Here is a 14,316-nt window from a genome sequence, read left to right on the forward strand (position 1 = left end):
CCGATCGTATGCAGGGCTAAATCTCGGTACGGTCCCTGAGCTTGTGCCACCATCTTGTCGTGAGTCTGCAAAGTCTGGGCATTCCTCAACCGCGATAGTTCAGCAAAACACGGAGCGCATACATCGGACAACGGGAAGTTTGAGTTCGATACAGCTTTTATGGGTTATGATATTTGGGTGAGCGAGACGGATTCAAACCGCCGCGCAGCCAAGCCGTTGATTTTCCGAGAAATGCCGTACTAGGCCGATTTGCGGGTTCAAAGATTCGGAGAAAAATTCGGTTCTCCGGATGCATTCGGGCCCTTGTCGAAGGACGGCCGGGAGTTCTCCGTGCGCGGGAATGCAGGAAGACAGCCGATTTTCTGACGTGTCCGCAGCTCCAAGTACGAGATGATTGTGGTGGGGTGGCGGAGCCAGAGAGATTCGAACTCGCGACACGGCACTAAGCAGACTCAGGTGCACTGATCGAAAGCGACGCCAGCTCGCGGGAGGGTCGCAGAATCACCGTGGCGACTCGGTGGCGATTCCGGACAAAAAAAAGCCGCTCATCAGAGCGGCTTTTTGAATTTACGCTTAAAAGACAGCGACTTATTTGGTTGCGGGGATAGGATTTGAACCTATGACCTTCAGGTTATGAGCCTGACGAGCTACCGGGCTGCTCCACCCCGCGTTAAACTGTTGCGCGCCTTCGCAGATCAGCCGGGGACGGTGGATTGAGGGCCGACGCGGCTCGCGTGGCTTGCTTCTCCCGTCCCGAAGGCTTCCCTGGAAGGCAACCCCGGGCGACGCCCGTCGGGTGCGAGGGGTATGTACCAACCCGAACCGGCTTTGGAAAGGGCCGCAGGGACGTTTTTTTCGACTTTATGACAGGTTGCGGCCACCGATTCCGGCCAATTTGCCACGCACTTGCCAGAAGTTCCACAAACCGCCAGCTTGCGGCAACAAAACAGCGGCGAAACGCCTGATGGGGAGGAGCGCCATGGACAACGTTGTGGACCGCCCCGTGGCGAGCGCCGCACTTTCCGCGCTCACGGACAGATTCCAGGCCATGGTCGCGCGCTCGCGAACCGAACCGGCGCCTGATTGCGCCGCGCGGCTCCACCGGTTGGCGCGGCTGCGCGCATTGGTCGCCGACAACGAGGACCGTCTCCGACAGGCGATCTCGGCCGATTTCGGCCACCGCTCGGCGGTCGAGACCACCATCGCCGAGGCGATGATGGTGTTCTCCGAGATCCGGCATGGATCGAAACATCTGAAAGCCTGGATGGCGCCGCAGCGCGTGGCGACTGCGCTGCAATTTCTCCCCGCGCGCAACCGGCTGATCCCGCAGCCGCTCGGCGTCGTCGGCATCATCGCGCCCTGGAACTATCCGCTGCAGCTCACGCTCGCGCCCGCGATCGGCGCCATCGCCGCCGGCAACCGCGTCATCATCAAGCCGAGCGAGCTGGTCCCGCACTTTTCCGCGCTGTTGAAGGAGACGGTTACCGAAAGGTTCGACGCAACGGAGCTGCTCGTTACCGGCGTCGAGGACGAGGTCGCAAAAGGTTTCGCACACCTGCCGTTCGATCACCTCGTCTTCACCGGCTCGACCCGGGTCGGGCGGCTGGTCGCGGAAGCCGCAGGGCGCAATCTCACGCCTGTCACGCTCGAACTCGGCGGCAAGTCGCCGGCGATCATCGATGCCTCCGCCGATCTGGACGAAGCGGCCGAGCGCATCGCCTATGGCAAGCTGCTCAACGCCGGACAGACCTGCATCGCGCCTGATTATGTGCTGGTGCCGGAACGTTCGTTGCAGGCCTTCGCCGAGAAGTTGCGCGCGCAGATGCGGCGCATGTTCGGCGCCGATCCCGCCAACGAGGACTACACCTCGATCATTTCCGACCGGCACTATGCGCGGCTCGAAGCGCTGGTCGCCGACGCCGCGCAGCGCGGCGCCAAGATCCTGCAACCGGCGAGGGCTGACGATCCCAACTGGAAGTCACACCGCAAATTCCCGCCGACGCTGATCCTCGGCGCGACCGAAGACATGGCGGCGATGCAGGAGGAGATCTTCGGCCCGGTGCTGCCGGTGCTCGGCACTCGCGATCCCGCTGACGCCATCGCCTTCGTGAACCGGCGCGACCGTCCGCTGGCGCTGTACTGGTTCGGCAAAGACCACCACGCGCGCGATGAGATGCTGGCACGCACCGTCTCGGGCGGCGTCACCATCAACGACTGCCTGTTTCACTTCGCGCAGATCAACCAGCCGATGGGCGGCGTCGGCGCTTCGGGCACCGGCGCCTATCACGGCGAGTGGGGCTTCAGGACGTTCAGCAAGCTGAAGCCGGTGTTCTATCGCTCCAAATTCAATCGTCTCGCCGATCTCTACCCGCCCTATGGCGGCAAGATCGCGCGGCTGGAGAAGATGATGCGGTTCATGTCGTAAGGACGGTCGTTCCGGGGCGCGAAGCGAACCCGGAAGGACAATCAGGGGGAAACATCAGTGACTGACACATTCGATTTCGTCGTCGTGGGCGCAGGCTCGGGCGGTTGCGCGGTGGCAGGAAGACTTTCCGAGGATGCGGCAACGTCAGTGGCGCTGCTCGATGCCGGCGGCAAGAACGACAGCTGGCGGATCACCACGCCGTTCGGGCTCGCGCTGCCGTACCAGGCGGCCAACTGGGCCTTCGATACCGTGCCGCAAAAGGGATTGAACGGCCGCATCGGCTATCAACCGCGCGGCAAGGGCCTCGGGGGCTCCTCGGCGATCAACGCGATGGTCTATATCCGCGGCCACAAATGGGACTACGACCACTGGGCCTCGCTCGGCAATGCCGGCTGGTCGTACGCGGACGTGCTGCCTTATTTCAAGCGCTCGGAGAACAACAGCGACTTCGACGGCGCCTATCACGGCAAGGACGGCCCGCTGCATGTCAACAGGCTGCGCTCGGACAATCCGATCCATGAGATCTTCCACCAGGCCGCGCGCGAGGCGCAGTTCCGCATTCGCGAGGACTTCAATGAAGAGGACCACGAAGGGCTCGGCAGCTATCAGGTGACGCAGCACAAGGGCGAGCGCTGGAGCGCCGCACGCGCCTATGTACAGCCGCACATGGATAAGCGCGCCAATCTGCGCGTCGAGACCGGGGCGCAGGCGACGAAGATCCTGTTCGAAGGCGGGCGTGCGGTCGGCATCGAATATGTGCAAGGCAAGCAAACGAAGGAGCTGCGCGCGCGCCGCGAGGTGATCCTTGCCGGCGGCGCCTTCCAGTCACCGCAACTCCTGATGCTGTCGGGCGTCGGTGAGGGCGAGGCACTTGGCAAGCATGGGATCAACGTCACGCATCATCTGCCGGGCGTCGGTCGCAATCTGCAGGACCATCCGGATTTCGTGTTCGTCTACGCCTCCGACTATCCGCACTTCGTTCACGCCTCGCTTGGCCGGGTGCCATCGCTGCTCCGCGCCATCCAGCGCTATCGGAAGGAGCGGCGCGGCCTGATGACCACCAATTTCGCCGAATGCGGCGGCTTCCTGAAGACACGGCCCGACCTCGACGTGCCCGACATCCAGCTGCACTTCGTCATCGCGATGCTCGACGACCACGGCCGCAAGAAGCACAAGGAGGCAGGCTTCTCGTGCCATGTCTGCCTGCTCAGGCCGAAGAGCCGCGGTAGCGTCTGGCTGAAGAGCGCCGATCCGCTCGCGGCGCCGATGATCGATCCGAACTTCTTGGGGGAGGAAGCGGATCTCGAATCGATGGTTGCGGGCTTCAAGACCACGCGACGACTGATGGAGACGCCCGCGCTGCGCGCATTGCAGAAGAAGGACATGTTCACGTCCGGCGTGCACACCGACGACGACATCCGCGCCATCCTGCGCAATCGCGTCGACACGGTCTATCACCCCGTCGGCACCTGCAAGATGGGCACCGATGCGATGGCCGTGGTCGATCCGAAGCTGAAAGTGCATGGCGTTGAGGCCTTGCGCGTCGTCGACGCCTCGATCATGCCGACGCTGATCGGCGGCAACACCAATGCGCCTGCCATCATGATCGGGGAGAAGGCGGCGGACATGATCCGGGCGGAGGTGCGGGCGTGAGGGGGCGCGGTCTCCACATCGTCGTCCCGGCCTTCGTCGGGCTGACAACCAAAAGTTGCCTTTATCGCTGACGTTGAATAGTCATGGAATGGGCGCAGTATTTGAGCCTCTGGAGCAAAAAATACAGACGATTTTAGCGATCTGAAACCGAACGACCGGTTCGCCGTTCATTCGTTCCATTGGCAGGGTTTCGCGCATGAACAGTTTCGATCTCGCCGTCTATGCGGCGCTCGCAATTGCGATCGGCTTCGGTTTCCGGACCGGTCTGCTCGGCAGCGCCATGACCATCCTCGCTTATCTGCTCGCCGCCCCCATCGCTGTCGCGCTGATGCCGCTGATCGTGCCCCAGGTCGCCGCCAATCCGAACGCGCCGCTGTTTCAGAACTGGATCTGGTTCTTCGGCATCTTCCTGGTCGTCGGCATGTTGTTCGGATATCTCGGCCGCCTCGCGCTGAGCGACACGATCCGCGACGCCGGGATCGGCGACCGCCTCGGCGGCGCCGCGCTCGGCGCCATCAGGGTCGGGCTCGTCGCCACGACGCTGGTGCTGGTGTTCGACCAGATCGTGCCGCCGAACCGGCAGCCGCCGTTCCTGGCCGGCTCGCATCTGCGGCCGCTGTTCTCGATGGTCGGGCAGATGGGCTTCAAGTCGCTGCCGCCGGAGGCCGCGGCCGCGATCGACCGCCTGAAGCAGGAGCGGCGAATCTAACCCGCGCATTTGCATCGCCGCGCCGCGCGCCATGCATTTTGACGCGGGCCTGTCCCTTATCAGCGGCGTTCAGGTTGGCTACAGTGCCGGCCATCCAAAACCTGCCTGCTATTTTCGGGAGTGAAACTGTGGATCTTGGGATCAAAGGCCGCCGCGCCATCGTCTGCGCATCCAGCAAGGGCTTGGGGCGCGCTTGCGCCATCTCGCTGGCCGAAGCCGGCGTCGACGTCACGCTGACCGCGCGCGGCGCCGAAGCGCTGAAGAAGACGGCCGACGACATCCGCAAGGCCTATCCCGGCGTGAAGGTCACCGAGATCGTCGGCGACATCACCACGCCCGCCGGTCGCGAGGCCGTGCTGAAAGCCTGCCCCGAGCCCGATATCCTGATCAACAACGCCGGCGGCCCGCCGCCCGGCGATTTCCGCAACTGGACCCGCGACGACTGGATCAAGGCGATCGATGCCAACATGCTGACGCCGATCGAGCTGATCAAGGCGACCGTCGACGGCATGATGGCGCGCAAGTTCGGCCGCATCGTCAACATCACCTCGGCCGCGGTGAAGGCGCCGATCGACATCCTCGGCCTCTCCAACGGCGCACGCGCCGGCCTCACCGGCTTCATCGCCGGCCTGTCGCGCAAGACCGTGATCAACAACGTCACCATCAACGGCCTCTTGCCGGGCCCGTTCGAGACCGACCGCCTGACCGGCACCGCGAAGGCCGAGGCCGACAAGCGCGGCACGACGCCCGAGCAGATTCTGGCCGAGCGCGCAAAACTCAATCCGGCCGGCCGCTTCGGCCAGCCCGACGAGTTCGGCTATGCCTGCGCATTCCTGTGCGGTGCCAAGGCGGGCTTCATCACCGGACAGAACATCTTGCTCGATGGTGGTGCGTTCCCGGGCACGCTGTGAAGGCAGTCTGGTACGAACAGACAGGACCGGCGGCGGACGTTCTCACCTATGGTGAGATGCCAACGCCGGTCGCGGGTCCGGGCGAAGTTCGCATTCGCCTGGAAGCCTCCGGCGTCAATCCGGCCGATGTCGGTCGTCGCGGCGGAAGCTACCGCACGATGGAGTTTGCGCGCGTCATTCCGAACAGCGACGGCGCGGGATTTGTCGACCAGATCGGCGACGGCGTGACGCGCTTCAAGATCGGCGATCGGGTCTGGCTGTTCAACGGTCAGCGCAACGGCCGCGCCTTCGGCACGGCCGCGGAATATATCGCGCTCGCCGAGAAGCTGGTGACGCCGCTGCCGGACGATCTCTCCTTCGCGGAAGGCGCGACGCTCGGCATCCCGGGGATGACCGCGTGGTGCTCGCTGTTTGCGGGCGGGCCGCTCGTCGGCAAGACCGTGCTGGTCACCGGCGGCGCCGGTGCGGTCGGCCATTATGCGGTGCAGCTCGCCAAATGGGGCGGCGCCCGGGTGATCGCGACGGTCAGTTCGGCGATGAAGGGCGAGCAGGCCAGGCGCGCGGGCGCCGATCTCGTGATCAACTACAAGCACGAGGACGTCGTCGCCAAGGCGATGGCCTTCACCGGCGGGCGCGGGGTCGACCGCGTGGTCGAGGTCGATTTCGGCGGCAACATCGCGACGACGCTGAAGCTGATGGCGGTGAACTCCACCATTGCCGTCTACGCCACCAACGGCAATCGCACGCCAACGCTGCCGATGCGCGAGCTGATGGAAAAGTGTATCAACCTGCAATCGCTCGTGCTGTTCGCGCTGCCGCCGGCGCTGCTCGCAGCGGCACAAGCCGACATGACAAAGTGGCTATTGGCGGGTGAGCGGATTCACAACGTCGCGGCGCAGTTCGCGCTGTCGGATACTGCGCAGGCCCATCTTGCCGTGGAGAGGGGCGACAAGCTCGGTACCGTGATCGTCGACTGCGCTCGATAGCTACGACACAGGCGTGGTCCGCTCGCCGCTCCAGTCGATGCCGAGTTCGTCCATGCCGTCGGCGAGCAGATCGCCCAGCATCGGCTCGCCGAGCAGATATTGCACCACCTCGCGCCTCGGCGCCTTGTACTCGCTGCGCGCCTCGATGGCGCGGGCGCGCAGGTCGTCCCACTCGTCGACATCGCCGTCGCCGCGACCGAGCCACATCAGCGTGACCAGGTCGAGCTGCTCGTCCTCGTTCAGCGCCCGGATGAAGCCGGATAGCTCGGCCGCGACCGGATCGGAATTGGTGTCCTCCAGCACGTCGATCTCGTCGTCATCGGAGGGGTTGGAGCCTGAATCCGGATCCGATCCCGATTCCTTGACGTCGAATTCACGCGCCTTCTCGATGATGAAGGCGACCTTGTCGGCGGAAATCGCTAGCTCTGGCATGGGCTCCCCCTGCTCGTCGTTCGGGTTGGTCCGGGTTTCCTCGATAACGCAACATCGCGACAGATGATCCATTGCGCCCGGAGGCGGAAAGTGCGCATCTTTCGCCGCCAGTTATCCCGGTCATTCCGGGCGTGACGAAGTCACGACCCCGGAATGACGGGGAGGACACAAGCAAGAAAATGGGGGCACGTCCCATGCATTGGAAGATCGGCAAGGTCAAAATCACCAAGGTGGTGGAGATGGAGACGGTCGGCTCGACCCGCTTCATTCTGCCTCTGGCGAGCAATGACGAGATCCGGAAGCTGCCCTGGCTGATCCCTCATTTCGCCACCGAGGAAGGCCGGCTGAAAATGTCGATCCATTCGCTGGTGGTGGAGACGCCCTCGCGCCGGATCGTGGTCGACACCGGGCTCGGCAACGACAAGCAGGGCCGCAACGTCCCGACCTGGAATAACCGCAACACACCATTCCTGGAGATGATGGCGGCGGCGGGTTTTCCGCCTGAAAGCATCGACACCGTGCTGTGCACCCATCTTCACGTCGACCATGTCGGCTGGAATACGAAGCTCGTCGGCGGCAAATGGGTGCCGGCCTTCCCGAAGGCCCGTTACGTGTTCGGCCGCACCGAATACGAGCACTGGCGCGACCACTCGTCCGAGCCGGACAAGCAGGCCGTCTTCAGCGATTCCGTGAAGCCGATCGTCGATGCCGACCGTGCCGATCTGATCCCGAGCGATCACCGCCTCGGCGAGCACATCAGCATGATCCCGACGCCCGGCCACAGCCCGGGCCATATGAGCATTTTGATCCAGTCGGACGGCGAGCAGGGTCTCTTGACCGGCGACGTCGCCCATCACCCCTGCCAGATGGCGCATCTTGGCTGGTCCTCCACCGCGGATTCGGACCAGGCGCAGTCGGCCGCCACACGGCGCGAACTGTTCGACCGGTTTGCCGATACGCCGACTCTGGTGGTGGGCGGGCATTTCTCGGCCGGGCATATCCGGCGGGAGGGCGATGCGTTCAGGTTTGTGGCGCTGCAATCATAGGGTTTGCGGGCCGTCACCTCACGGCGGAAGGGCTGCATTGCGCTCCTTTTTCGGCGGTTGAATTTCCCGCCGCGCTGTTCCATGAAGCTATTTAACCGATCAGTCCATCCCAAGGGAGAAACGAGAATGAAGCTTGTTCGTTACGGCGAAAAGGGTGCGGAAAAGCCCGGCCTGATCGACAAATCCGGCCAGTTGCGCGACCTCTCGGCGCATGTGAAGGACCTCACCGGCGAGGCCTATTCGCCGGAATCTCTAAAGAAGCTCGCGGCCATCGATCCGGCCTCGCTGCCGGCCGTCTCCGGCAAGCCGCGCTTCGGCGCCCCCGTCACCGGCATCTCGAAATTCGTCGCGATCGGCCTCAACTACAGCGACCACGCCAAGGAGACCGGCGCCGCCATTCCGACCGAGCCGATCATCTTCATGAAGGCCAACACGTCGCTGTCCGGCCCGAACGATAACGTTGAGAAGCCGCGCGGCTCGACCAAGCTCGACTGGGAAGTCGAGATCGCCGCGATCATCGGCACCCGCGCCAAGTACGTCTCGGAAGCCGATGCGCTGAACTACGTCGCCGGCTATTGCGTCTGCAACGACGTGTCCGAGCGCAACTTCCAGACCGAGCGCCTGGGCCAGTGGACCAAGGGCAAATCGCACGACACGTTCGGCCCGGTCGGACCTTGGCTTGCGACCAAGGACGAGATCAAGGACGTGCAGAACCTCTCGATGTGGCTCGACGTCAACGGTCAGCGCCGCCAGACGGGCTCGACCAAGACCATGATCTTCTCGATGGCCAAGTGCATCTCCTACGTCTCGCAGTTCATGACCCTGCTGCCGGGCGACATCATCACGACGGGCACCCCGCCCGGCGTCGGCCTCGGCATGAAGCCGCCGACCTTCCTCAACGTCGGCGACGTCGTGACGCTCGGCATCGAAGGCCTCGGCGAGCAACGCCAGGAGATCGTGGCGGCGTAAGCTGCCGCGACTTCCGCCCTCTCCCCGTCATTGCGAGCGAAGCGAGGCAATCCAGAGATCGTCCTGCGGAGACAGTCCGGATTGGCTTCGCTCCTCGCAATGACGAAAACCAACTTCCGGTCACCCCGTAGGACACTCCCATGAAACTCTCCTTCTCCGCTGCCTCGCCCTTCGCCCGCAAGGTGCGCATCGCCGCGATCGAGCTCGGGCTGATCGACAAGATCGAGTTCACGCCGGCGACCGTCGCCCCGGGCACGGTGAACGAGGACTATTCGAAGATCACGCCGTTGAAGAAGCTGCCGGTGCTGATCACCAATGACGGCGACGTGATTTTGGACTCCTACGTCATCGTCGAATATCTCAACGAGATGGCCGGCGGCAGCCTTATCCCGGACTACGGTCCGCGGCGCTGGAAGGCGAAGACCAATCATTCGCTCATCAACGGCATGCTCGATTCCATGCTGCTGTGCCGCTACGAAAAGATGGTGCGACCGCAGGGCCTGCAATGGCAGGCGTGGTCGGACGACCACTGGAACCGGGCATGGACCGGCATGGCGCGGTTCGAGAACATGCCTGAGGTGCTGAACGGCCCGTTCGACATCTCGCAGATCGGCCTCGTCTGCGTGCTCGGCTATGCGGACTTCCGCTTCGCCGATTGCGGCTGGCGCAAGGCCTATCCGAAACTCGACGCCTTCCATCAGAAGATGCTCGAGCGGCCCTCGGTCAAGATCTCGGTGCCACCAGCCGCATAACAACTGGAGTTCTCATGAGCCTGAAGTTCTCGGTCGGCGATCTCATCATCCATCGCGTCATCGAGCAGGAAACCTCGTTCGTCCCGGCACTGGAGATGCTGCCGGGACTGACGCCGGAGGTGCTCGCCGAGAACCGGGACTGGATGCGGCAAGCCAAGGCACTGGACGATCAGGACGTGTTGATGCTGGCGTTCCAGTCCTATGTGGTGAAGACGCCGCACCACACCATTTTGATCGACAGCTGCATCGGCAACGACAAGCCGCGCCCCAATCGCCCGAAGTGGAACATGAAGACCGACGATAGCTATCTGCGCGCGCTCAATGGCGCCGGCGTCTCGGTCGACGACATCGACTTCGTGATGTGCACGCATCTGCATGTCGATCACGTCGGCTGGAACACGCGGCTGGAGAACGGCCGCTGGGTGCCGACCTTCCCCAAGGCACGTTACGTGTTCGCCAGGCAGGAATACGACCACTGGTTCGCGGAGAATGCAAAGACGGAGATCCCGCCCTTCGCCGACAGCGTGCTGCCGGTCGTCGAGGCCAACAGGCACGAGCTCGTCGGCAACGACCACCGGATCGGCGATCATGTCCGCATCGTGCCGACGCCGGGCCACACGCCGGGTCACGTCGCCATCGCGATGGGACGCGGCAAGGACGACGCGGTGTTTTCCGGCGATCTGATGCACTCGCCGCTGCAGACGCTTTATCCTGAGCTGTCGATCAAGTTCGACGTCGATCCGGCCAAGGCGGCGACGACACGCCGCGGCTTTCTCGAACGCTATTGCGGCACCGACACGCTGTGCTGCACCGCGCATTTCCCTTCGCCCTCGGTGGGGAAGATCAAGCGCAAGGGCAGCGCATTCGTGTGTGCGGCCGTTTAGTGAGATGTCGTAGATTCCCTCGAATAGAGCGACACGATGGCATCACTCCCCGACATCCCCCTTCCCGCCGGCATCCGCTCACGATATGTCGACGGCATCAACGGCTTGCGCATGCATGTGCTGGAGGCCGGTTTCGAGACAAAGGGGCGCCCCTGCATCCTGCTGCTGCACGGGTTTCCCGAGCTCGCCTTCTCCTGGCGCAAAGTGATGCCGGCGCTCGCGGCTGCGGGCTATCACGTGCTCGCGCCCGACCAGCGCGGCTATGGCCGCACCACGGGATGGACCGCTGACTACGACGGCGATCTCACGCCATTCTCGCTGCTCAATCTGGTTCGCGATGCGCTCACGCTGGTGTCGGCATTCGGCTACAGGCAGGTCGACCTCGCCGGACATGATTTCGGCAGCCCGGTCGCCGCCTGGTGCGCGCTGATCCGGCCCGACGTGTTTCGTTCGGTGACGTTGATGAGCGCGCCGTTCGGCGGGGCGCCGCCGCTGCCGTTCAATACGGTCGATGCGCCGGCAACGCCGCCAGCCGAAGACCCTGTCCATCGCGAGCTCGCCGCGCTGCCGCGCCCGCGCAAGCACTATCAATGGTACTATTCGACACGGCCGGCCAATGCCGACATGGTCGACGCGCCGCAGGGCCTGCATGATTTCCTGCGCGCCTATTATCATCACAAAAGCGCGGACTGGACCGACAACAACCCCACTCCGCTGAAATCCTGGTCGGCGGGCGAGCTCGAAAAACTGCCGACCTATTACGTGATGGACCTCGACGAGACCATGGCCGAGACGGTCGCGAAGGAGATGCCGTCGGCCGCCGCGATCGCCGCCAACCAATGGCTGCCGGACAGCGATCTCGCCTATTACGCCGCCGAATATGGCCGCACCGGATTCCAGGGCGGGTTGCAATGGTATCGCTACGGCACGACGGGCATTCTCAACAGCGAGATGCAGTTGTTCTCGGGCCGCGGCATCGACGTGCCCTCGTGCTTCATCTCGGGCAAGCAGGATTGGGGCACCTACCAGCGGCCCGGCGTGTTCGAGGCGATGCAGGGGGGCGGCTGCACCAACATGCTCGGCTGCCATCTCGTCGACCGCGCCGGCCATTGGGTGCAGCAGGAGCAGCCTGCCGAGGTCAGCCGGTTGCTGCTCGGCTTTCTCGAACAGGCTGCACGGCATCGGTAGCATCAGGCCGGAAGGCAGGAACGTTCCTCCCTGCGACGCGTTGCCGCCATTGGGCAATGTGCACATAGGAGGAGATTCCCTGATGGAGAAGAAGATCGCCGGACTGTTGGGAGCGGTGGCGGCGCTCGGCACATTGGCCGGCGCGCAAGCCACGCCGTCGGACGTGCTGAAGGCAAGTTCCTACGCAGATTTGCTGGAACCCATTCCGAATGCAGCTCGTACGCTGCAGGCGCTCGATGAGCAGGCTCCGGCGAATTCAGCCGAAGCCAACGTCCAGGTGGCCCAATTCTACTACCACCATCACCACCACCATCATCATCACGGCTACTGGCACCATCACCATCATCATGGCTATTGGCGCGGTGGCGTCGTGGTGGTTCCGCGGCGGCGGTATCACCACCATCACCACCATCATCACCACCACCATGGCTTTTATTACTATCGGTAGCGGTTACCGAGGATCACGTCGAAGCGCCGGGCGCCCCGCCCGGCGTTTCTCTTTGACCTTCAGCCTTGTCTGGCTTTGTCCTTGGCTGCGCGATGCAGGTGCCTGTAGGTGCCATCGAACACCGTGTCGGTCGATGAGGTCCATTCGGTCCCGGCCGAGAGCGCAGGCCGATTCGCATGGATCCGGCGCGACTGGAGCTCCCGCTCGGCCGCCTCTTCCTCACTCATCGGCTCGAGTTCGAACTTCGCCTCTTCGGGAATGACGATGATCTGGGCGAACGGCTCGCCCGGCCGGAAGATGTGGGTGCGTCCTTCGGCCGGCGACTTGAACACGCAAAAGAAGACCATCGGCCACCAGTTGCGGATCAGGGCCGGCACGGCAACCGGAACGGTGTCCGTCCGGTCAACGTAGAAGCGCGGATGCGGCTCGGTGCGGATCGCCATGCCCTTCTCAACCTTGAGGTCGAGCAGGAGCTGATAGGTGTAGAAGCCGTCGCCGAAGTTGCGAAACGGCGGCCACTGCACCCCACTCTCGGGCGCCGGTCCCCAATCACCCTCCAGCTCGAGCTTGCCGTCGCGGGTGCTGACATGCAGCTCATTGTCGTAGGGATAGAACAGCTCGATGCCGTACTGCGCGCCTTCCGAGAACGGCACACAGTGCCAGACCTGTTCATGCGAACCGTTTGCACGCGGCTCGCGCGGCCCCGCCCATCCGGGAATCTCGAGCTTTGTCCTCCGCGGGGCCAGGCGCGGTGCATTGAAGCGATATTTGACCTTGTCCATGGCACTCCCCTCCGCGTCTCGGCACGGTCATTCGAACGGCTGTTCCCGGACTTCGGTTCCATCCAAGTCGCCGCATTGCGGGGGCGAATTGACCTGCTCTGACGGATACCCTATGTAATTTAGAACCGTTCTAAGTTACGTTGATGGGGCTCTCCGTGAAGAACTTTGCCGATTTGACCGAGCGCGAGGTGCTTGCGGTCGCGATCTCCTCCGAGGAGCAGGACAGCCGCATCTACATGACCTTCGCCGAGGATTTGCGAGAGCGCTATCCGGATACGGCCAAGATCTTCGAGGAGATGGCGGAGGAGGAGCGCGGCCACCGGCATCGCCTGCTCCAGCTCTTTGAAGAGCGTTTCGGCCCGCATCTGCCGCCGATCCGCCGCGAGGACGTCAAGGGCTTTCTGCGCCGGCGCCCGATCTGGCTGACCAAGAACCTGCCACTCGACACGATCCGGAAAGAAGTCGAGACCATGGAGCTCGAGGCTGAGCGCTTTTACGCGCGCGCCGCCGAGCAGGCAAAGGATGTCGGCGTGCGCCGCCTGCTGGGCGATCTCGCCGAGGAAGAAAAGCATCACGAGAACCGCGCAGTCGCTCTGACCGACGAGATCCTCAAGCCCGACGTGCGCGAGGAAGAAGACCGAACGCGTCGGCGGATGTTCGTGCTTCAATATGTGCAGCCCGGCCTCGCCGGCCTGATGGACGGCTCGGTCTCGACGCTGGCGCCGCTGTTCGCGGCGGCCTTCGCCACGCACCAGAACTGGCAGACTTTTCTCGTCGGCCTTGCCGCCTCGATCGGCGCCGGCATCAGCATGGGCTTTGCAGAGGCGCTGTCCGACGACGGCTCGCTGACGGGACGCGGCTCGCCCTGGCTGCGCGGCATCACCTGCGGCGCGATGACGACGCTGGGCGGCCTCGGCCACACCATGCCCTATCTCGTACCAGACGCATGGCCCAACGCCTTCTGGATCGCGACCGGTATCGCCGGCCTCGTCGTGTTCTTCGAATTGTGGGCGATCGCCTTCATCCGCGCCCGCTACATGGACACGCCGTTCCTCCAGGCCGTGTTCCAGATCGTGCTCGGTGGCGCGATCGTGCTGGCGGTGGGAATATTGATCGGGGCGGCGTAGGTGG

At 63.8% G+C, this 14,316-nt stretch carries 14 protein-coding genes and 1 tRNA gene; 12 read left to right on the plus strand and 3 right to left on the minus strand.

Annotation, left to right across the window (positions count from 1 at the left end; genetic code table 11):
- Window positions 1-593: 593 nt before the first annotated feature.
- A tRNA-Met gene (locus QY049_RS13980) sits at window positions 594-670 on the minus strand.
- Window positions 671-979: 309 nt separating this feature from the next.
- On the opposite strand from QY049_RS13980, the gene QY049_RS13985 reads away from it, so the two are divergent.
- The 5 genes from QY049_RS13985 (at window position 980) to QY049_RS14005 (ending at window position 6,684) form a co-directional block, all read left to right on the plus strand.
- Window positions 980-2,425: a coniferyl aldehyde dehydrogenase gene (locus QY049_RS13985; RefSeq protein ID WP_258764063.1), complete on the plus strand. Its 1,446-nt coding sequence runs from the start codon at window positions 980-982 to the stop codon at window positions 2,423-2,425.
- 57 nt (window positions 2,426-2,482) lie between these two features.
- A complete protein-coding gene (locus QY049_RS13990) occupies window positions 2,483-4,078 on the plus strand; it encodes a GMC family oxidoreductase (protein ID WP_258764064.1) in 1,596 nt (531 codons plus the stop codon).
- Between the two features lie 196 nt (window positions 4,079-4,274).
- Entirely contained in the window at window positions 4,275-4,787 is a 513-nt protein-coding gene (locus QY049_RS13995; protein WP_194478241.1) for a CvpA family protein, read from the plus strand.
- 128 nt (window positions 4,788-4,915) lie between these two features.
- Entirely contained in the window at window positions 4,916-5,698 is a 783-nt protein-coding gene (locus QY049_RS14000; RefSeq protein ID WP_194478242.1) for an SDR family oxidoreductase, read from the plus strand.
- Window positions 5,695-6,684 carry an NADPH:quinone reductase gene (locus QY049_RS14005; RefSeq protein ID WP_258764066.1) on the plus strand — a complete coding sequence of 330 codons (990 nt, stop codon included), beginning with the start codon at window positions 5,695-5,697 and terminating at the stop codon, window positions 6,682-6,684. Before QY049_RS14000 ends, QY049_RS14005 begins: the two co-directional genes overlap by 4 nt.
- Here QY049_RS14005 and QY049_RS14010 read toward each other — a convergent pair whose 3' ends face one another.
- The gene (locus QY049_RS14010) at window positions 6,685-7,116 is read right to left on the minus strand and encodes a DUF3775 domain-containing protein (protein WP_194478244.1); all 432 of its coding nucleotides are present in this window, start codon (window positions 7,114-7,116) and stop codon (window positions 6,685-6,687) included.
- Between the two features lie 194 nt (window positions 7,117-7,310).
- Here QY049_RS14010 and QY049_RS14015 point away from each other — a divergent pair, with 194 nt between their 5' ends.
- From QY049_RS14015 to QY049_RS14040, 6 genes are all read left to right on the plus strand, one after another.
- On the plus strand, window positions 7,311-8,162 hold the full coding sequence (locus tag QY049_RS14015) for an MBL fold metallo-hydrolase (protein ID WP_258764067.1): 852 nt from the start codon (window positions 7,311-7,313) through the stop codon (window positions 8,160-8,162).
- 126 nt (window positions 8,163-8,288) lie between these two features.
- Complete coding sequence (locus QY049_RS14020) at window positions 8,289-9,131, plus strand: fumarylacetoacetate hydrolase family protein (protein WP_194478246.1); 843 nt, start codon at window positions 8,289-8,291, stop codon at window positions 9,129-9,131.
- Between the two features lie 140 nt (window positions 9,132-9,271).
- Window positions 9,272-9,883: a glutathione S-transferase family protein gene (locus QY049_RS14025; protein ID WP_194478247.1), complete on the plus strand. Its 612-nt coding sequence runs from the start codon at window positions 9,272-9,274 to the stop codon at window positions 9,881-9,883.
- A gap of 14 nt (window positions 9,884-9,897) precedes the next feature.
- Window positions 9,898-10,767 carry an MBL fold metallo-hydrolase gene (locus QY049_RS14030; RefSeq protein WP_258764069.1) on the plus strand — a complete coding sequence of 290 codons (870 nt, stop codon included), beginning with the start codon at window positions 9,898-9,900 and terminating at the stop codon, window positions 10,765-10,767.
- Window positions 10,768-10,803: 36 nt separating this feature from the next.
- The gene (locus QY049_RS14035; protein ID WP_301269541.1) at window positions 10,804-11,955 is read left to right on the plus strand and encodes an alpha/beta hydrolase; all 1,152 of its coding nucleotides are present in this window, start codon (window positions 10,804-10,806) and stop codon (window positions 11,953-11,955) included.
- Window positions 11,956-12,037: 82 nt separating this feature from the next.
- Window positions 12,038-12,403: a hypothetical protein gene (locus QY049_RS14040; protein WP_258764070.1), complete on the plus strand. Its 366-nt coding sequence runs from the start codon at window positions 12,038-12,040 to the stop codon at window positions 12,401-12,403.
- A gap of 59 nt (window positions 12,404-12,462) precedes the next feature.
- On the opposite strand, the gene QY049_RS14045 is transcribed toward QY049_RS14040, so the two are convergent.
- On the minus strand, window positions 12,463-13,185 hold the full coding sequence (locus QY049_RS14045) for a hypothetical protein (RefSeq protein ID WP_194478251.1): 723 nt from the start codon (window positions 13,183-13,185) through the stop codon (window positions 12,463-12,465).
- A gap of 155 nt (window positions 13,186-13,340) precedes the next feature.
- On the opposite strand from QY049_RS14045, the gene mbfA reads away from it, so the two are divergent.
- Window positions 13,341-14,312, plus strand: a complete 972-nt coding sequence (gene mbfA / locus QY049_RS14050) for an iron exporter MbfA (RefSeq protein WP_194478252.1) — start codon at window positions 13,341-13,343, stop codon at window positions 14,310-14,312.
- Window positions 14,313-14,316 lie beyond the last annotated feature (4 nt).

It is taken from the genome of Bradyrhizobium sp. WYCCWR 13022, assembly GCF_030435535.1.
Taxonomy (GTDB): Bacteria; Pseudomonadota; Alphaproteobacteria; order Rhizobiales; family Xanthobacteraceae; genus Bradyrhizobium.